Annotated in this window: 17 protein-coding genes; 6 read left to right on the forward strand and 11 right to left on the reverse strand. The window is 72.8% G+C overall.

The window, feature by feature from the left end:
* The first annotated feature begins 181 nt into the window (after positions 1–181).
* Positions 182–1,804, forward strand: coding sequence for a PucR family transcriptional regulator (locus IE153_RS24045; protein ID WP_189591889.1), 1,623 nt, complete (start codon positions 182–184; stop codon positions 1,802–1,804).
* A 60-nt stretch (positions 1,805–1,864) separates the two neighbouring features.
* On the forward strand, positions 1,865–2,467 hold the full coding sequence (locus tag IE153_RS24050) for a 3'-5' exonuclease (RefSeq protein ID WP_189591890.1): 603 nt from the start codon (positions 1,865–1,867) through the stop codon (positions 2,465–2,467).
* A 13-nt stretch (positions 2,468–2,480) separates the two neighbouring features.
* On the opposite strand, the gene IE153_RS24055 is transcribed toward IE153_RS24050, so the two are convergent.
* On the reverse strand, positions 2,481–4,862 hold the full coding sequence (locus tag IE153_RS24055) for a glycoside hydrolase family 65 protein (protein ID WP_189591891.1): 2,382 nt from the start codon (positions 4,860–4,862) through the stop codon (positions 2,481–2,483).
* Positions 4,859–5,740: a universal stress protein gene (locus IE153_RS24060; RefSeq protein WP_189591892.1), complete on the reverse strand. Its 882-nt coding sequence runs from the start codon at positions 5,738–5,740 to the stop codon at positions 4,859–4,861. The genes IE153_RS24055 and IE153_RS24060 overlap by 4 nt, the downstream gene beginning before the upstream one ends.
* Before the next feature lie 236 nt (positions 5,741–5,976).
* On the opposite strand from IE153_RS24060, the gene IE153_RS24065 reads away from it, so the two are divergent.
* Entirely contained in the window at positions 5,977–6,435 is a 459-nt protein-coding gene (locus IE153_RS24065) for a cyclic nucleotide-binding domain-containing protein (protein ID WP_189591893.1), read from the forward strand.
* A gap of 112 nt (positions 6,436–6,547) precedes the next feature.
* On the opposite strand, the gene IE153_RS24070 is transcribed toward IE153_RS24065, so the two are convergent.
* Together IE153_RS24070 and IE153_RS24075 are read right to left on the reverse strand one after the other, a co-directional pair.
* The gene (locus IE153_RS24070; protein ID WP_189591894.1) at positions 6,548–7,225 is read right to left on the reverse strand and encodes a helix-turn-helix domain-containing protein; all 678 of its coding nucleotides are present in this window, start codon (positions 7,223–7,225) and stop codon (positions 6,548–6,550) included.
* 22 nt (positions 7,226–7,247) lie between these two features.
* Complete coding sequence (locus IE153_RS24075) at positions 7,248–8,321, reverse strand: zinc-dependent alcohol dehydrogenase family protein (protein ID WP_189591895.1); 1,074 nt, start codon at positions 8,319–8,321, stop codon at positions 7,248–7,250.
* A 307-nt stretch (positions 8,322–8,628) separates the two neighbouring features.
* Between IE153_RS24075 and IE153_RS24080 the strand changes: the two genes are divergently transcribed.
* Positions 8,629–9,003 (forward strand): STAS domain-containing protein, encoded by a 375-nt coding sequence (locus tag IE153_RS24080; RefSeq protein ID WP_438817934.1) that lies wholly within the window; start codon positions 8,629–8,631, stop codon positions 9,001–9,003.
* 34 nt (positions 9,004–9,037) lie between these two features.
* Here the strand turns inward: IE153_RS24080 and IE153_RS24085 are convergent, their stop codons facing one another.
* The 4 genes from IE153_RS24085 to IE153_RS24100 are packed head-to-tail and all read right to left on the reverse strand — an operon-like array spanning position 9,038 to position 12,097.
* Positions 9,038–9,535 carry a flavodoxin domain-containing protein gene (locus IE153_RS24085; RefSeq protein WP_189591897.1) on the reverse strand — a complete coding sequence of 166 codons (498 nt, stop codon included), beginning with the start codon at positions 9,533–9,535 and terminating at the stop codon, positions 9,038–9,040.
* A gap of 16 nt (positions 9,536–9,551) precedes the next feature.
* A complete protein-coding gene (locus IE153_RS24090) occupies positions 9,552–10,283 on the reverse strand; it encodes a CBS domain-containing protein (protein WP_189591898.1) in 732 nt (243 codons plus the stop codon).
* The gene (locus tag IE153_RS24095; protein WP_189591899.1) at positions 10,280–11,173 is read right to left on the reverse strand and encodes a universal stress protein; all 894 of its coding nucleotides are present in this window, start codon (positions 11,171–11,173) and stop codon (positions 10,280–10,282) included. The genes IE153_RS24090 and IE153_RS24095 overlap by 4 nt, the downstream gene beginning before the upstream one ends.
* An 18-nt stretch (positions 11,174–11,191) precedes the next feature.
* Positions 11,192–12,097 carry a universal stress protein gene (locus tag IE153_RS24100; protein ID WP_189591900.1) on the reverse strand — a complete coding sequence of 302 codons (906 nt, stop codon included), beginning with the start codon at positions 12,095–12,097 and terminating at the stop codon, positions 11,192–11,194.
* A 295-nt stretch (positions 12,098–12,392) separates the two neighbouring features.
* Here IE153_RS24100 and IE153_RS24105 point away from each other — a divergent pair, with 295 nt between their 5' ends.
* A complete protein-coding gene (locus tag IE153_RS24105; RefSeq protein WP_189591901.1) occupies positions 12,393–13,094 on the forward strand; it encodes a response regulator in 702 nt (233 codons plus the stop codon).
* 21 nt (positions 13,095–13,115) lie between these two features.
* Here IE153_RS24105 and IE153_RS24110 read toward each other — a convergent pair whose 3' ends face one another.
* Complete coding sequence (locus tag IE153_RS24110; protein ID WP_189591902.1) at positions 13,116–14,846, reverse strand: GAF domain-containing sensor histidine kinase; 1,731 nt, start codon at positions 14,844–14,846, stop codon at positions 13,116–13,118.
* Between the two features lie 196 nt (positions 14,847–15,042).
* On the opposite strand from IE153_RS24110, the gene IE153_RS24115 reads away from it, so the two are divergent.
* Positions 15,043–15,186 (forward strand): hypothetical protein, encoded by a 144-nt coding sequence (locus tag IE153_RS24115; RefSeq protein ID WP_189591903.1) that lies wholly within the window; start codon positions 15,043–15,045, stop codon positions 15,184–15,186.
* A 68-nt stretch (positions 15,187–15,254) separates the two neighbouring features.
* Here IE153_RS24115 and IE153_RS24120 read toward each other — a convergent pair whose 3' ends face one another.
* A complete protein-coding gene (locus IE153_RS24120; protein ID WP_189591904.1) occupies positions 15,255–17,432 on the reverse strand; it encodes an FUSC family protein in 2,178 nt (725 codons plus the stop codon).
* Between the two features lie 49 nt (positions 17,433–17,481).
* Positions 17,482–18,615 (reverse strand): hypothetical protein, encoded by a 1,134-nt coding sequence (locus IE153_RS24125; protein ID WP_189591905.1) that lies wholly within the window; start codon positions 18,613–18,615, stop codon positions 17,482–17,484.
* Positions 18,616–18,958: the final 343 nt, after the last annotated feature.

Here is an 18,958-nt window from a genome sequence, read left to right on the forward strand (position 1 = left end):
GGCGTTCACTTTCGACCCGGACGAACATGCAGGTCAACCCACACTCTGTTCCACCTCGCGGCCTTCTCGAGACGGTCTGTCACGGCGGACGCCCAAGCTTCGGAAAGTGCGAGCCCCCCTCTTGTCACCGCGAGGGGCCGGTGCGAGGGTGACCCCGATCCCTCGGAAGAAAGCACCCTCTATGCCGCCCAGACCCCCCGTAAGCGGGCACTTCCCCACCATCACGGAGGTTCTTCGACTGCCTGTGCTCACGGAAGGGATGCCGCGCGTTCTGGCCGGTGCGTCACAGCTGGACCGTGCGGTGCGCTGGGTCCATGTCACCGAACTGCTCAATCCCGCCGACTTCCTCGAGGGCGGTGAGCTGGTGCTGACGACCGGCATGCCGTACCCGGAGGATCCCTCCAAGCTGCGGGACTACGTCGATCAGCTCGCCGACGTCGGCGCGGCCGGCCTGATCGTGGAGCTCGGCCACCGCTACCGGAAGGTGCCCGAGGAGCTGGTGGCGGCCTGCCGCGCCCGCGACGTGCCCCTGGTCGAGCTGGCCCGCGGGGTCCGCTTCATCGACGTCACGCAGACGGTGCACGCGCTCATCCTGGACGCCCAGGGTGCGCTGCTGCGCCGTGGTAGGGACATCCAGGACATCTTCACCGCCCTGACGCTGCGGGGCGCGAGTCCCGAGGAGCTGGTGCACACCACCGCGGAGCTGACCGGGGCCCCGGTGGTGCTGGAGGATCTCACCCATCGCGTCCTGATGTGCGAACTGCTCGGCCGGCCGTACGAGCCGGTCGTGTCGGCCTGGGCCCGGCGCTCCCGGGCGGCGCCGACCCTGGAGAAGCTCGCACCGAGCGGCCCGGAGGGGTGGCTGATCGCCCCCGTGCAGGACCATCACGGGCCGTGGGGGCGGCTGGTCCTGCTGGACAGCCGGCTGAACACCGAGCCCGACCCCGAACACGTCCTGGTCCTTGAGCGTGCGGCGGTCGCGCTGACCATGGCACGTCTGGCCGGTCCGGCCTGGTGGGAGCGCCGGGCTCACCGCTCCGTGCTGCGGGACCTGTACGAACGGCGGTTCCGCTCCCCCGCCGACGCCCGGGCCCGCGCCGAGGCGCTGGGGTTGCCGGCGTTCGGGCACCGTCTCTTCGCCGTGGTCATCCGCCACACCCGGCACGGCGGCGAGGGCGAACAGCTCGACGAGCGGATCGCGAAGGCCCTGACCCAGACGGGCGTCCGCGCCCTGTGCGGCGAGACGGCTCCGGGCCGGATCGGCGTGCTCCTCGCACTGGCACAGGCCAGCGCCTGGCAGCCGGTCGCCGAGCGGATCGGCCGCCTCGCCCGCGAGGAACTCGGCGAGGAGGCGGTCGTCGCCGTCGGCCCGGGGGTGACCGACCTCTCCGGGATCGCCCGGTCCTGGCAGGAGGCCGAGCAGACGGCCGAGGCCATCACCCCGGCGTCCCCCGAGCGGTGGTTCTACGTCCCTGCCGACGTCGAGCTGCCGGAACTCCTGGGCGTCCTGCGCGCGGACACCCGCCTCCAGCGGTACGCGGAGCGACAGCTGTCCCGTCTCATCGAGCACGACGACCGCAACGCCGGCGACCTGCTGCCCGCGCTGCGCGCCTATCTCACGGCCGCCGGGAACAAGTCGGTCGCGGCGAAGCTGGCCGGCATGTCCCGGCAGGCCTACTACCAACGCCTCCACACCATCGAGCGACTCCTCGGCCGCGACCTGGAATCGGGCCTCCAGCGCACGTCCCTGCACGTCGCGGTGCTGGTCCTGGACGCGCGGGGAACGGCCGCGCCCGGCTCGTGACGGGCGCGTCGGCCGCCGCTCGGGAGTAGCCTGGCGGCCACCGTGCCCCAGGGAGACCTCTTGCGTACGTTCGTCGTGTTCGACCTCGAGTTCACGTCCTGGCAAGGGGCGCTGGAGCAGGACTGGGGTGCACCGGGGCAGCTTCGCGAGATCGTGCAGATCGGGGCGCTGCGGCTGCGCGAGGACTTCTCCGTCGCGGAGGAGTTCGAGGCACTGGTGCGGCCCGTGGTCAATCCGCGGCTGTCCGCGTACTTCACCGGTCTCACCGGCATCGGCCAGGAGCAGGTGGACCGGGAGGGAGTCCCCCCGGCGGAGGCGCTGGGCGACTTCCTGGGGTTCTGCCGGGGGCAGTCCGTCCTGTCCTACGGCAACGACATGGTCGTTCTCGGGGAGAACCTGGGCTGGGCGCGCGCCCGTGGGGAGAAGGTCGAGAACGGTTTCCTGCCCGCCCATTTCCTGAACATCCGGCCGTGGCTGAACGCCCTGGCACCGGCGACCGCGACGTCCAACGTCGGGCGTCTGTGGCAGGTGCTCGGCCTCCCCCGGCCCGCGGACGGGCAGGAGCACTCGGCGCTCTTCGACTGCCGTTCCTTCGCCGCGGCCATCGCGCACCTGTGCCACGCGGGAGCCGTGCTGCCCGAGGGGTGCCTGCCGCGCCCTTGAGGGGATCCGCTCGTCACGGGCCGTGATCGTCCGTGAGGAGCAGCCGACACGTCTCCCCCGGCCGCATGCCGGTCGTGCGGTCGGGCAGTGCGATCTCGATCGGCGGGAGGCCGGACGGCGGCACGGTGATCTCCACCTGCCCGCTCGTCAGTCGCAGCCGGATGCCCCAGTGGCCCCGGTAGCGGAGGGAGAACCCGTACGAGGACAGCTCCGGCAGCGGCACGGGGTCCAGCCACAGCGCCCCGCCACGCGTCTCCAGACCGGGCAGTCCCCGCTGGACCAGGTCGAGGGTGCCCGCCATGGCGCCGAGGTGGATGCCCTCGCCGGTGGTGCCGCCCTGGAGGTCGGCGACGTCGCCGCGCAGGGCCTCCTGGCAGTACCGCCAGGCGTCGGCGCGTCGGCACCGGGCCAGGACCCAGCCGTGGACCAGTCCGCTGAGGGTGGAGCCGTGGCTGGTGCGGGCCAGGTAGTGGTCGACGGTGCGCTGCCAGGTCTCCTCCTCCAGCCGGTGACCCAACCGGTGGAAGAGCCGCTGGAGTTCGGACGGCGAGAAGAGGTAGCCGAGCATCAGCGCGTCGGCCTGCTTGGACGCCTTGTAGCAGTTGACGCTGTCGCCCTCGGCCTCCAGGAGCCGGTCCAGGCGCCGGATGTCGTCGTGGCGCTCGCGGTAGCCGTCCCAGTCGAGCTCGGCGAGGTCGCCGTAGCCCTCGAACTGGCTGATGATCCCGTCGTGGAAGGGGACGTGCAGCGTGCGGGAGACCTCTTCCCAGCGGTCCGGTTCACCGTCGTCCAGAGCGATGCGTTCGACGAGTTCGCGGCAGCGGGGCTCGGGCAGGGTGCGCAGCAGTTCCAGCGCGCGGGTGAGGACCCAGGCGGCCGTGACGTTGGTGTACGCGTTGTCGTCAAGGCCCGGCCTCTCGGCCCCCGGGTAGGCGTCGTGGTACTCGTCGGGTCCGACGACGCCCCGGATGCGGTGCCGCCCCATGTTCTCGTCCCAGGTGGCCGAGTCGGCCCAGAAACGCGCGATCTGCAGCACCATCTCGGCACCCTTGGTATGCAGGAACTCCGCGTCGCCGCTCGCCTCGCAGTACTGCCACACGTTGTACGCGATCGCCGAACCGACGTGGTGCTGGAGGTGGGTGTGGTCCGGCAGCCAGCGGCCCGAGCGGGGATTGAGGTGCAGGCGCTGGGTCTCCTCGCGGCCGTCGCTGCCGCTCTGCCACGGGTACTGCGCGCCGCGGCGGCCCATGTCCCGGGCCGCGGCGCGGGCTCGGTCCAGGCGCCGGTGGCGGTAGTGGAGCAGGCCGCGGGAGACCTCGGGGAAATGCAGGTTGAGGTAGGGCAGGACGAACAGCTCGTCCCAGAAGACATGCCCGCGGTAGGCCTCACCGTGGAGCCCGCGGGCCGGTACGCCGACGTCCAGGTCGGCGGTGTGCGGGGACAGGGTCTGGAGCACGTGGAAGAGGTGCAGGCGCAGGATGGCTCCGGCTTCTCCCGGGACGTCGAGTTCGGCGCGACGCCACAGCTGGTTCCACGCGATGCGGTGCGAGGCCAGCAGGCCGTCGAAGTCCGGTGCCGCGCGCACCCGGTCCACGGCAGCCTGCAGCGGATCGCTGATCGCCGGGTCGTGTGAGGTGTGCAGCGCGACGGTCTTGTCGACGGTGGCGGTAAAACCGGGGGCGAGGGACAGGGTGGTGCGCTGAACGGCGCGCGACGGTTCGTGCGCGTCCGTGACCGGATCCCGGGCCGTCAGCCGGCCGGCCATGCCGATGCGGATGTCCGAGGTGCGGGTGCGGCAGCGCAGCCAGACCGTGCCGGGTACGGCGGTGCCGGTGTGCACGTGGGTCAGGTGGCGGCCGTCCAGGTCGCGGTAGCGCGGCACCCCGGCGTTGCCGACCGCCCCGTCGAGCGCGGCCTCGACCTCCAGCTCGGCGGTGAGGTCCTCGGTGGTGAACTCCGTGCGCAATGCCGCGAGGTGCGGGTCGCGCATGTGCACCAGCCGCTGCTGCCGCAGGGACAGCGCCCGCCCCTCGCCGAGGGCGTACCGGGTGCGGCGCTCCAGCAGGCCCGAGTCCAGGTGGAGGGTCTGGCGGTGGTCGAGGACGGTCGTCGCGTCGGGGGTGAGCCAGGGCCCGCCCGGGACGCGGAAGCGCAGCGGGAGCCAGTTGGGGAGATTGACCAGGTCCTCGTTCTCGACGTGGCGTCCCGCGACCTCGGAGGTGAGCCGGTTGTAGCAGCCCGCCGCGTAGGTGCCCGGGTAGTGCACGTCGTCCGCCGCGCACTCGGGCAGGGCCCCGCGAGTGGCGAAGCAGCCGTTGCCCAGGGTGCACAGCGACTCCCGGAGCCGTTCCTCCGCGGGGCGGTATCCCTCGTACGCCCAGGTCCGGTCCGTCACGGGAGCGTCTCCGCCGGGGCGCCCTGGGGCACGACGGCCACGGGGCACTCGGCGTGGTGCAGCAGGGTGTGGGCCACCGTGCCGAGCTGGAGCCCGAAGTGACCCTGCCGGCGTCGGGCTCCGACGACGACCAGGTCGGCCGCGGCCGAGCGGTGCACCAGCACCTTGCGGGCCGGGCCCTCGACCGCGGTGCGGTTCACCCGGACTCCGGGGTGGGCGGCCGAGGCGTCGCGGAGGAGTTCGTCGAGCTCGGCGCGGGCCCGCTCCTCGTGGCCCCGGTCGGACGCTTCGGCGGATGCGTGCGCGGGGCGGCGCCAGGCCCGGACCGCGTCCAGGACGCACCCGCGGACCTCGGTCTCGCGGAAGGCGAAGCGCGCCGCTTCCCCGCCGGTGTCGGGGCTGCCGGCGCCGAGCAGGATCCGCTGGTGGGTACCGGCCAGGCCGGCCGTGTCGCCGCGCACCACGATGACCGGGCAGTGGGCCCGTGCCGCGACGGCCAGACCGACGGAGCCGAGGAGCAGTCCCCTCAGCTCGCCGTGGCCCCGCGAGCCGGTGATCAGGGCGGTGGCGCTGTCGCCCTCCCGCAGGAGGGCGTCCGCCGCACCGGCGGGGACGACGTCGGTGGACACCTTCACGCCGGGATTGCGTCGCCCGGCGCGCTCCGCCGCCGAGGCGACGAGGTGGTCGGCCCGTACCTGCCCGGCGGGGCGGTCCGGACCGATCGACGGGGTGAGGCCCTCGTACCGCTCCCAGAGGGAGCCGTGGATCAGCCGCAGCGGGAGGCCGTGCCGGGCCGCCTCGTCCACCGCCCAGTCGACCGCGGGCAGGCTGCCGTCCGAACCGTCGACCCCCACGACCAGGGGACGTTCCGTCGTCATCGTTCCCACCGCCTCGTGCACGGCATGGTGCGGGCCCACTCTCACCGTCGCACCCGAGGCAGCCGCTCGCGAGGGGGGCGATCGGTCCCTCTCGAGGGCCGTTCGGCCCGTGGTGCGCCGAACGGCCCGGGTCCAGGCTGAAGTCAGCGGCCCGGGGCGCCTCGGCACACCGAGGAGCACGGCGCTGCACGACGGACTCGCCGTCCGACCGGGCGGGAGCTGAAGGGAGCCGGGCGATGACCTCCACCACCAACCTGTCCACGGGCCTCACAGCCGGGCATCGCGAGCGGCTGATGAGCGTGGCCCGCGAGGTGTCCTTCGACACGGGCACCCGCATCTTCGAGGAAGGGCGGCGCGCCGACCGGTTCTGGATCGTGCGGACCGGGACGGTCGCGCTCGACCTCCGTGTCCCCGGCCGGCGGGCGGCTGTCGTCGAGTCCCTCGGCCACGGGGAGCTGATCGGCTGGTCGTGGCACTTTCCGCCGCACGTGTGGCATCTGGGCGCGGAGGCGATGAGCCCGGTGCGGGCCTGGGAGTTCGACGCGGAGGCGGTAGGGGCGATGTGCGCGCGGGACCCCGAGTTCGGCCGTGCGATCGCGGACTGGGTGAGCCGGGTGGTCGCCCACCGGCTGCACGCGTCGCGCGTCCGGTTGCTCGATCTGTACGCCCCCTACGGCAGCGGAAGCCGCATGTGAGGGACGGCCCCGCCGGCCCGGCCCCGCTCCGTCCGCCTCACGGCCGGGGCCGTCCGCCTCACGGCCGGGTGCCGGGTCAGGCGGGTGGCCTGTCGCGGCGGGGCACCCGCGGTCAGGCCACCGTGATCCGGCGCCCGGTGACGGCGACGGGCTCGATACGCAGCCACAGTTCACGCCGGCCTCCCGCCCAGGGTGTGCTGAAGGCCTGCTCTTCGAGACGGGTGACCTCCTCCGGATCCGTCACCGTCGTCGCGGGACCCCGCACCAGCACGCTCCAGCCCTCGCTGAACGCCTCGTCGATGCGGTCGGCTTCGAAGGCGACCTGGTGGCCGTCCGCCTGGGCCGGGGTCGTGCCGGGCTCGGTGCGGAAGACGATCCCTCCGTCGACGACGCTGTAGTTGACCGGCACGACGACCGGTCCGGAGTCCGTGGACACGGCGATGCGTCCGACCCCGTGGCTCGACAGCAGGGAGCGGCACTCGGCCTCGGTCAGCTCCGTGAACCGGGGTGTGCGGGCCGCCCTGCCGAGTCCGGGCGGCAGGGCGGTGTCGCCACCGGTCAGGTGCCACACCGTGGTCTTCAGCGCTCCCGCCAGCCGCAGGAGGGTGCCCGCGCCCGGGTCGGCGGTCGGCCGCTCCTCCAGGTACTGGAGGTAGGCGGGTGCCATGCCCGCCCGGGAGGCCGCCTCCTGTCGGCTCAGGCCGAGTTCCGTGCGCCGTTGGGTGATCCGCCGCCCGAGGTCACCCTTCGGGCGTCCTTCGACGGCATGCGACGAGGCCCGTTCGGTCATGACCCGTCACCTCTCTCCTTCGTCAGGCCGCCCGGTAGGGGACGACTTCCTCGTGCGGCTCCTCGCCCAGGACGACCTTGAGCGCCCCGGTGTCGGCACCCCGGGCGAAAACGTCGTACGCCTCCTCCATCTGGGTCAGCGGGAAGGTGTGCGTGACCAGCTGCCCGGTGGGCAGGCGGCCCGCGGCCGCCATCCGGAGCAGGGTGGGGGTGGAATACGTGTCCACCAGTCCTGTGGTGATGGTGACGTTCTTGATCCACAGGTCTTCCAGATGGAGGGTCACGGGCTTGCCGTGCACGCCGACGTTGGCGACATGGCCGCCGGGCCGCACCATGCGCGTGCACAGTTCGAACGTCTCCGGCAGGCCGACCGCTTCGACGACCACGTCCGCGCCCAGTCCGTCGGTGAGGTCCTCGACCAGCTGTTCGGGGGCCTCCCGGGCGTCCGCCACCGCGTCCGCGCCGAGGTGCCTGGCCGCTTCCAGCCGCGCGGCGGCGAGGTCGACCGCGACGATGCGTTCCGGAGCGAACAGCCGGGCGGTCGCGACCGCTGCGAGCCCGACGGGGCCGGCGCCCACGACGGCGACGGTGTCGCCCGGCCGTACGTGCCCGTTGAGTACGCCGACCTCGTAGGAGGTCGGGAAGATGTCGGCCAGCAGCACGGCGTCCTTGCTGTCCAGGGTGCTGGGCAGCGGATGCGCCGAGAGATCCGCGAAGGGCACGCGGACGTACTCGGCCTGGGTGCCGTCGACCAGGTGGCCCAGGATCCAGCCTCCGCCGCCCCGGCACTGGCCGTACATGCCCTCCCGGCAGGAGGGGCAGCGGCCGCAGGCGGTGATGCAGGAGACCAGCACCCGGTCGCCGGGCCGCACCGTACGCACGTCACCGCCGACGTCGACGACCTCGCCGACCGCCTCGTGCCCCAGCACCGTGCCGGGGCGCACCTCGGGGACGTCGCCCTTGAGGATGTGCAGGTCCGTTCCGCAGATCGTGACGGCGTCGACGCGGACGATGGCGTCGGTCGGCTCCTTGACACCGGGATCCGGGACGTCCTCCCAGGCGGACTGTCCCGGGCCGTGGAACACGTAGGCCTTCATGGAGTCCCCACCTTCCTGGCACGGGCGGTTGTGACCGGTGTGCACCTCAGTTCCAGCTTGGCGCGGATCGGTGCGACGCGCTTGGGCCGGCCGGTCCCGCCCCTGGGCCGACCGGGGTGTTGCGGGGCGGTCCGTCCGGGGTCTTGCGGGGCGGTCCGTCCGGGGTGTTGCGGGGCGGTCCGTCCGGGGTCTTGCGGGTCCGTCCGTCCGGGTTCGTACCGTGCCGGTCCTCGCGGGCCCGGCCGACAAGGGCCGATCGGCCCTACCGCACGTCGCGCCGACCCGCTTTGATCGGACCGTGTCCGACATCCCCAGCAGGTCCACGCAGCCGCTCCAGGTGGGGGCGGCCCAGGTCGTGACCCTGCGCGGCGAGCTCGACCTGCTCGCGGCGCCGGCCCTCAGGGCCCGCCTCGACATGCTGACCGCCGGTCCCTGTCCGGACCTGGTGCTGGACCTGCGCCCGGTGTCGTTCATCGACTGCACGGGGCTGGGGGTCCTGTGCCGGGTGCGGAACCGCGTCAGCGCGCGGCAGGGCCGGCTGCGTCTGGTGACGGACAGCACCTCTCTGCGGCGCGTTCTGCGGCACACCGGTATGGCGGGGGTCTTCGAACTGCTTCCCGGCATGCCGGTGGGCGTTGTGGGCCCGCCCGCGACGGACACCGTCGACAGTGCGGTGCTCTGACCGCACACGAGAGCCGGTTCGTGGGATCGCGGCGTCACACGAGGGTGAGTTCGTGGCCGATCTTCGCCGCCCATGCCTCGATCCGCTCGAAGTCGCGGAAGTCCCCGCCCTTTCCGTTGCGGAGGATCATCCGGGCGACCCAGCCCTTCGCACCTTCCCGGAGGCAGCCGCCGAAGGTGACGTGCTCCCGGGCGTCGAGCCGGTTCATGGCCTTCTTCACTCCGGGCACGGGCGGAATGTCCCGCTCCGAGGCCGAGGGGTCGAGCGGACCGCTGCTGAAGAGCCACAGCGGGCGCTCCTCCAGGGCCTTGCCGTGGCGCCGGACGAAACGTCGGGCGTCCTTGTGCCAGTGGCCGGCGTACAGGCCGCCCCCGACCACGACGGCGTCGTACGCCGCCACGTCCGGCACGGCGCCGGCCGGGAGGGCTTCGGCCGTCAGCCCCTCCTTGCGCAGGACCTCGGCAATGGTCTCGGCGATCTCCGCGGTCGATCCGTTCGTCGTTCCGTAGGCGACGAGCACGTTCATGGGCATGCCGGTCCGCCTCCTCTCACAGTTTGCGCAGCCGGTCGTCGGTCACGCCGTGCAGCACCTGCTCGTCCGATCGCTGACGCGTGTCGTCCAGGCGCCAGGTGAGCTCGCCGACGACCGCGACCACGCCGTCGATCTGCCGGGTCATGGCGACGGCGATCTCCGCTTCGCTGCGGTTTTCCAGCCGTCCCGCGAGCGTGACCACGCCGTCCGCGGCGACGACGTCGATGCTGCGGGGCATCAGCCACAGCACACGCACCAGCACCTCCTCGATCACCTCCTCCCGGATCTCCGCGTCGGGCCGCAGGAAGACCCGGAGCAGGTCCCGCCGGGTGACGACGCCGACCAGCCGGTCCTCCTCGTCGAGCACGGGCAGCCTGTTCACGCCCCGCCGGGCCATGGTCCGTGCGGCCTCGACGATGGTGTCCTCGGCGTGCGCGGTGACCGGCGGCGCGCTCATCAGCTCACCGGCCGTGCGGGCCGGCGCCAGCGCGGTGCTCCTGCGGGCGGCGGGCGACAGCTCGGGGAACCCGAAGCGACTCCGCGAACGGTGCGGGTCCGCCCTCGCGGTGTCGTGGGCCGTGAGGTCGCTTGCGGAGACGACGCCGATGACCTGGTCGTCCTGGTCCACCACGGGCAGCCCGCCGATCCGGTGGTCGTCCAGCAGCCGGGCGACGTCCTCGGCCGGCGTGCCGTACTCGGCTCGCACCACGTCCATGATCATCAGGGAGCCGACCTTGTCGTGTTTCATGGCGCCTCCTCCTCGGGAACGACCGCGACGGGGCACAGGGCGTGGTGCAGGACGGCGTGCGTGACGCGGCCGATGTGGAGGCCGAAGCGTCCGTGGGGGTGCCTGGCTCCGACCACGAGCAGGCCGGCACCGGCCGAGGTGTCGGGCAGTACCGTCCGGGCCTGCCCTTCGACGATCCGCCGGCGCACCTCGACGTCCGGGAGTTCGTCGGCCGGCGCGCGCAGCCCGGCCTCCAGGGCCTCGACGGCCCGTTTCCGGCGCACCCGAGCGGGTTCGCCGGTGAACCGGGGGTGGTCGCTGGTCTCGTGCGCGGGCCGGTGCCAGGCCCGTACGGCCTCGACCGGTACGCCGCGCCGGGCCGCCTCGCAAAAGGCGAAGCGCACCGCCTCGGAGTCCGCCGGTCCGGCGGGGACCCCGACGACGACGGGGCCGCCGCCCCGCATCCGGGACCCGGACGGGTCGTCGGGGTCCCCTCGCACCACGATCACCGGACCGTCCGCCCGTCCGGCGACCGCGAGGCTGACCGAACCGAGCAGCAGTTCGGCGGCACTCCCCCGGCCGCGCGAGCCCAGAACGAGCGCCGCGGCCTTGCGCGCCGCACGGCGGAGTACGGAGACGGGCCCCTCGGGGACGACCTCGGTGGTGACCTCCAGGCCGGGAACCCGTGCCCGGGCCCGCTGGGCCGCGGCTACCGCGAGGACGTCGGTGAGCAACTTCTCCGACGGCGGCTCCCGACCGGTGGGGAAGACGGCGTGTTCGTAGCGCTCCCACAGTGATGCGTACACCACGTGCAGCGGCACCCCGCGCAGCGCGGCCTCGTCGGCCGCCCAGTCCACGGCCCGCAGACTCGCCTCGGAGCCGTCGACACCGACGACCATCGGCCGGTCCATCGCCCTCGTCCCTCCGCGTCAGTCGTGCGCGACGACGGCGACCGGGGCGGCAGCGTGATGCAGTACGGCGTGCGTCACCGAGCCGATGTGCACGCCGAACGGCTTGCGGCGGATGCGCCGCCCCACCACGACCAGGCAGGCCTCGCGCGAGGCCTTGATCAGCTGTTCCGCGGGATTGTCCAGCCGGGACACCTCGGTCACGTCGACGGCCGGGTACTTCTCCCGCCACGGCCGCAGCGCCTCGGCCAGAGCGATCGCCTCGCCTTGTGCGAGATCCTCGTAGCGCCACAGTTCGGCGGCCCCGCCGTAGGAGTAGTACGAGGGCCGGCTCCACCCGTGTACGACCCGCAGGACCGTATCGCGCCGGGCGGCCGCGTCGAAGGCGAAATCGATCATGGACGCGTCGGGATGGCCGGTGTCGAGTCCGAGCACCACGGGCCGGTACGCGGTGGCGGCCGACGGAATACCGACCGGGTCCCTCTCGTGCTCGTCCGCGGCCTGCTCACCGGCGCGGACCAGGACCACCGGGCATTCCGCGCGTGCCACCACGGCGAGACCGACCGAACCCACCAGGAATCCGCCGATCCCGCTCATCCCCCGCGACCCCAGGACCAGGAACTCGGTGGTGCGAGCCGCCTCTGCCAGGACCTCGCTCGGCCGGCCGGCCAGATGCTCGGCGGTGACCTCGACGCCGGGGTGCCGCAACCGCACACCCCCGGCCGTCTCGCGGGGGATCTTCTCGCTCCAGTGCTGGTGGGTCTCGGCACCGAGGAGCGGAGCCTGCGCCATGGGTTCCGGCACCGGCTCGTACACGTGGAGGAGCCTCAGAGCGAGACCGCGCAGTTTCGCCTCACGCGCCGCCCACTCCGCGGCGGCCAGGCTCTCGGGCGAACCGTCGAGGCCCACGGTGATCGTGCGGGACATTCTCTCCACCTCCGTGGCTGCTCTGATGATTCCAGCGTCGCTCCGGCCGGCCCCGTGGTGGAGATGCCACAGGTCCCGTACCGGGGCCGACCGGCCCTACCGCGGAGCTCCGGGGCGGTGGGCCCGCGGGTCCTGCCGGTTCCGGCGGAGGCGCGGGAGAGGTGCGCCCTCGGTATGCCATCGGTATGACTTGGGCCGATCGGCCCTGGTGCATCCGGTCCCCGCCCGTGATGATCGTGAGCACGGGCGGTTCCGCAGTCCGTGCTTCCGGCGCTCCGGGGAACGAGGGGTCCTGATGACCGAGCCGCGCAGCTTCACCGAGGAGCACCCGATCCGGGTCTTCCTGCTCGACGACCACGAGGTCGTGCGCCGTGGTCTGGCCGATCTGCTGGACACCGAACCCGACATCGCGGTGGTCGGGGACGCCGAGAACGTCGAGCACGCGCTGGCCCGAGGCCCGGCACTGCGACCCGATGTGGCGGTGCTCGACGTACGCCTGCCCGACGGCGACGGCATCACCGTCTGCCGCGAACTGCGCAGCCGCATGCCCGAGCTGGCCTGTCTGATGCTGACCTCGTTCGACGACGAGGAGGCCCTCCTCGACGCGATCATGGCCGGGGCCTCCGGCTATGTCCTCAAGCAGATCAAGGGCTCCGACCTGGTCTCGGCGGTGCGCACGGTGGCCTCCGGGAGGTCCATGCTCGACCCGGAGACCACGGCCCGGCTGATGCGCTCGCTGCGCGCCGAACCGTCCGAGGAACCGGCTGTCGCGCCCGAGCTGGCGAGTCTGTCGCCCCGCGAGCGGGAGATCCTCGTCCTGATCGGGGACGGTCTGACCAACCGCGAGATCGGCAAGAGGCTCTACCTCTCCGAGAAGACCGTCAAGAACCACATCTCCCGGCTGCTCGCCAAGCTCGGCGTCCAGCGCCGCGTCCAGGCCGCGGTTCTCGCGTCCCATGTCGAGCAGCCCGAGCCGGGCGAGCGTCCGGGACGCTGAGCCGGGCGCCTGGGGCGGTGCTCAGTCTTTCGCCGGCCGCACCGGTACACGCCACTCCACCCGGGTGCCGCCCCCTTCCGGGCCCTCACCCAGCAGGAGTTCGCCGCCGAGCGCGGCGGCCCTCTCCTCCATGTTCCTGAGGCCACTGCGCACGACGCCCGGAGGGATCCCGCGCCCGTCGTCGACGACCGTGAGTCTCAACTCGCCCTGGGCGTAGCGCAGGTGCACGTCCACGGAGCGTGCTCCCGCGTGCCGGGCCGCGTTGCTCAGGGCCTCGCCCAGCACCGCGAGCGCGTGATCGGCGACATCGCCCGGCACGTCCGTGTCGACGAGTCCTTCGATCCGTACGGCGGGAGCGAAACCGAGGGACGACGTCGCCGCCGTGACCGCGTCCGCCACCCGGGCGCGCAGGCCGCTGCCCTCCCGGGTGCCGCCCTGCGCCCGCAGTCCGAAGATCGTGGAGCGGATGATCTTGATGGTTTCGTCCAGGTCGTCGACGGTCCGCGACAGCCTCTCCTCGGCCTCCGGGTGGTCGATGAAGCGCTGGGCGCTCTGCAAGGTCATCCCGGCCGCGAACAGCCGCTGGATGGCCAGGTCGTGCAGGTCCCGGGCGATCCGGTCACGGTCCCTGAGCAGAGCGATCTGCTCGGCGTCCCGCCGCCGCTCGGCCAGCTCCAGGGCCAGCGCCGCCTGCCCGGCGAACCCCAGCAGGGGACGCGTGTCAGCGTCCGTGAAGGGCGTACGGCCCACCTCTCGCCCCAGCAGCAGCACCCCTCCCGCCTTGCCGCCGGCCTCCAGAGGCACCCCGACCACGGGTCCGACTCCGGCCCACTGCGCGGCGTCCCGGCTGGTCCGCGGGTCCTCCTGGATGTCCGTGCTCACCACCGGTTCGGCCGTGGTCAGGACGGCGGCCACGAACCCGTCCTGGCCCGACATCACCAGACCGCTGCGCCGGTCAGCGTCGAGCCCCACGGCGAGCGAGGGCCGCAGCGCGTTCTCCTCCGGCACGCGCTCGGCGATCATGCCGACATCGGCGTCGGTGATCTGAAGGGCCTGTTCCACGATCAGTTCCAGCACGTCCGTGCTCGGCGCACCGGACAGCAGCGCCCGCGTGACCTCGGAGCTCGCCCCCAGCCACCGCTCGCGCAGCCGCGTCTCCTCGTACAACCGGGCGTTCTCGATCGCCACGCCCGCCGCCACCGCGAGCGTGGAGAGCACCGACTCGTCCTCGGCGTCGAACTCCGCAGCGCCGCGCTTCTCGGTGAGATAGAGGTTGCCGAACACCTGGTCGCGCACCCGGATGGGCACCCCCAGGAAGGAGTGCATCGGCGGGTGGTGGGGCGGGAAGCCGTACGACGAGGAGTGCTCGGAGATCTCCGCCAGCCGCAGCGGCTCCGGGTGCCGGATCAGCTCGCCCAGGATGCCGTGCCCGCTGGGCAGGTCGCCGATCCGGGCCCGCTGCTCGCCGCTGATGCCGACCGTGTGGAACTCGGAGAGCATGCGGTCGTCGCCGATGACGCCCAGAGCGCCGTACTCGGCGTCCACGAGCACGACCGCCGCTTCGACGATGCGCCGGAGAACCTGCGGCAGATCCAGCTCACGGCCGACCGAGAGCACCGCTTCGAGCAGGCTGTGCACCCGGTCCTGGGTGCCGCGCGCCGCGTCGATCCGCGCCTGGAGTTCGTCCAGCAGCTCGTCCAGCCGCAGCTTGGGCAGCCGCTGCTCGGAACGCCCGGGCCGTTCCCCGCTCATCGTCTCCTCCGACCGGTCCCCGCGGACGCACCGGGAAGGGCGCCTTCTTCGCCTCACGATAGTGGGGTCACGCCCTCGGCGCCGAGGTGCTGCGGGAGCCCGGGGTCGGCTCGCCTTTGCCGCGCGGCCCGGTGTGACCAAGAACGCTGGGTCACACACCGTTCCGGCAGGCCACGGCAGCCCTGTCCAGGGTCTGGTGGCCGGCCCGGCTGCCATCAGCTCCGCAACGCTCACCGTGACGGCCGAGGCGGAGAAGTCCTTCCGGTGGAACGTCGAGGGGGTCGAAATGCTCATCCCGGCGGGGCTGATCCTCGTGACGGCGACAGCGGTGTGCGTGTGACGGCGCTCGAAGAGCCTGGAGACCACTTCGCGCTCCAGTAGGCGCGGCGCTCCCCGTCTCCGGAGCCGTCACCCAGCCCGGTGCGCGGGTGATGATCCGTCACCTTCCGCAGCCACGGCCGCCCGCACCCGTTGCTCCTCGCGAGCAGAGCCGACGTCCCGTTCCAGAGGGGTGCGGCTTACGGCTGTCGCGAGGTTGTCCAAGGCCCGCTTCTGCAGTTCCGCCCCGCGCCGCAGCACCGGGCTCCGGTCCCTGGCTGCGCCCTTCCACGCGTGGAGCGCCTCCTCCACGCGCCCCCAGTCCGGATTCCTGTGCTCGCGCACGTCGTCTGCCGCCTGCGCGGTGTCCGCCTCCAGGGCCTCGGCGAACCGCTCCGCCTCGGGGGCGAAACGGCTGTCGGCCCGCGGGCGGACGTGGCTCTCCATGAGCATCGCTGCCCGGTCAAGTCCCTTGAGCGCCTCCTGCGCCTCCTCCGCCTCGCGCGATGTCAGACCTCTGGGGCCGACCGGTTCCTGCCTTGCCTGGTCGTAGGCCTCCTGCCAGGCGGCACGTGCCTCCCTGCTCTCCAGCAGGGCCCTGCGCATGTCGGCGCGATGCTCCCGGGTCGGTTCGGCGTGGCTGCGGAGCACTGCGGCCGCGTATCGGCCGTCAGCGGCGAGCCAGTCCGCCAGCCGGCCCGGCAGCCGGGGGGTCTCCCAGGCAGGGAATACCACGTACGCCAGCATGGCCAGGGCCCCGCCGAGCAAGGTGAGCACCACCCGCTCCGGGACCGTCTGCTCCCATGCCTGGCCGCCCATGCCGAGCAGGAAGACGACGTACGCGGCAGTGAAGCACTGGGAGTAGGCGTAGCCGGTACGGAGCAGCGTGTACGACAGGGCCGCCGAGACCACCGCCAGCGCCCCGAACACATGGGCGTCCGGGCCCAGGGCCCTCACCATCCCGGTGGCGAGCGCGACCCCCGCCAGGGTCCCGGCGAGACGGCCCACCGCACGCGCGTACGTCCGGTGGAAGTCCGGCCGCATCACCATCACCGAGGCGATGGGCGCCCAATAGCCGTGGCCCACGGGTAGCCGGGAAGCGATGAGATAGCCGAGCGTGGCCACCGCCGCCAGGCGGACGGCGTGCCGGAACACGGGCGAGTCCCGGCGGAGCTCACGGCGGACCGCCCGGACGACGACCGGGAGCAACCGGAACATGGTCGGGCGCACCAGGAACTGGGCGCTCGCGGGGCCGGGCGGCGCAGGCGCCTTGTCGCGCGCGCCGCCGCTCCCGGCGATCTCCAATGCCTCGGCGAGCAGTTCCACGAGCCGTTCGGCGGCCTGCCGGGCGGGCCCCTCCAGCACCTCGTGTTCCTCGTCGACGCGCAGGACGTCCGCACTCCTGGGCGGCACCTCGGCGGGAGTGCCGCGGCGGATCGAACGGGCGGCCGCGTCCAGGACGTCGGCGGCCGCGTCGAGCAACTCCCGTGCGCGGTCCCGCCCGGGTCCCTCCGCCGGGGCGCCGACGTCCGGGTCGGCGAGCGCGGCGACGACCGGCAGAATGCGCTCGGCGAGGCCCCGGGGGCCGTGGAGGACGGGGGGCCGGGTGCGGGCCTGTGAGGGGGTCACGGCGGCCGCGTCCCGGGCCGTCATCAGCGGCTCAGGGTCGAACGGCGCGGTCGGGTCGTGCCGCAGCCGGCGGGCGTAGTCGGCCACGGCGGCCAGAGCGTCGGCGAGCGCGTCACGGTGCGCCCCCCAACGGCGGACCGGGAAGAGCAAGATCAGCACGGCCTGCGCCACGCCTCCGAGCGCGATGACCCCGGCGTGTTCCAGGGCTCGTCCGACGCTGGTGGGCAGGGTGATGGTCACCAGCATGCTGCCGACCGTCGTCGCTGCCACGATTCCAGCGGTCGAGCCGAGGGACCACGCCATCCCCGCGGCAAAGGCCCATACGGCCAGCAGCGGGAGGAACGTCACGAGTCGCCCCGCCGCCAGGTAGCCCACGAAGGTGCTCAGCGCCAGACCCGCACCCGCGCCGAGCGCGATCACCTTGCGCGGACGCCAGGTGCGCTGGAAGGTGGCCGCACCCGCGGAGTAGGCACCGAGGGCGGCGGACGCGGCGAACGCAGGAGAGACCAGCCACAGCGCCGGCCCGACGACGAGCGCCACTCCAGCAGCCGTGCGCAGGGCGAGCAGGGGCTCCAGCCGCGTCTCCTCGATCGTGAGCCCGGATCGCACGACCTCCCCGAAGGTCCGCAGCCACCTCACGGGTGTGAGCCTAGTCGGAAGGCCATGCCGGGGCGCGTCGGCTGCGCGTTCACTTCGAGGGCTGGTCAGCGTGGTCGTCCTGGAGCCTGTGGCGACGTTCCTGTTCGCGCTTGGAGTAGGCGGCTGCCCGGATCGCGTCGTCGCTCTCCAGGCCTGATCCCAGCGCGCCGCCCACGGTGGCGACCGAGGCGACGAACCAGGACAGCGTCACGTACTCCTCGGCGTCCAGCGGGGTTCTTGTCACGGCAGCGAACGCTTGGTCGTTGAGGATGAACAGCGCCCACACCCAGTTGATGACCATCAAACCCACGTAGCAGACGAGCACCCCGATCCCCACGGTCACGACCGTCGAGGTGTTGTAGAGCCGCGCCCTCTGCCTCGCCTCCGGCGAGCTCTCCGGTGATCGATGCCACAGCTCCGCGTCTATGATCAGCCAGCCGATCATGAGCGCGACAGATCCGACCGTGGCGATCACGAGGCGTGGCGTGCTGAGGTACGAGGCCAGGGTCCAGACGGTGGAGTTCACGGTGGCGACCGCTCCCGTGGCGAGTGCGGCCGCCAGGGCTTTCGACAAGCCCGGCACCAACCGCCACGGCCGGTTGGCGCGGACCATACCGGCGAGCACCCGCAGGTAACCGCGCGGCCCGCTGACGACGAACCGAAGATCGTCGGTCTCCTTCTCATCGGTTCGGCCCGGATGAAAAGGGGCGAGACGATTGTCGGAGGGCCCCGGAGGTGGCTGACTTCGCGGAGTTCCCTCAGCCCCGTCGGTCTGCGGACCCGCCATGCCGAGCACGGCTTCTTCGACGGCCCGCCGGGCCCTCGTCTGCAGCCGCAGGCCCCCCAGTGAAGGGAGAGACAGCAGCGCCAAGCCGTGTTCGTGATTCAGATTCACAGCGAGCTTGCGCCCGTGCGAGTGCAGCGGAAGGTCGGTGAGGGCCACGACGATGTCCCAGTTCTCCGCACTCCCACGGTTCATGATCCGGCGCATCAGGGTGGGCGGGTCCTCCGTCCCCGAGGTGAAGGGCTCGCTGACCACCTCGACGTCGAACCGTCGCCCCCGGCCCGACTTGTCGGCGAGCCGAGCAGGAAGTGTCCGGGCCATGCGCTGCGCGATCTCCGTCGGCGCGTCCGGATCCGCCAGGAGAGCCACGACCGTAACGCCCTGAGACGGCACCTGCATGACCGGACCCTCCTCGTCGGCTGCCCCGCCGATCCCGAGTGCCCGCACACGCCGCCGCGGTAACGTCCACACCACGTGACACGTGGGCCTCCGCCTGCAGGTGCGGTACGGCCGGATCTCCCGGGCATCGTCCTGGCACCGCACCGCACGCCGCGCCACCCGCCACCCCGCTTCGGTATCCGCCCGGGGGCCGGAACTCCGCAAAGCCCTGCCACGCGGGAGAATCCAGAACGCCTGGGAAGCAGAGGGCTACGTCCTGCCCGGCGCCGGGGCGGCTGGTGGGCGGGATGGGCTGAATCAACCGGCCCTGGCTGCTGCTCACCGGCCTCTCCCGAGCGCTCTC

This window comes from Streptomyces massasporeus (assembly GCF_014648995.1).
Lineage (GTDB): Bacteria > Actinomycetota > Actinomycetes > Streptomycetales > Streptomycetaceae > Streptomyces > Streptomyces massasporeus.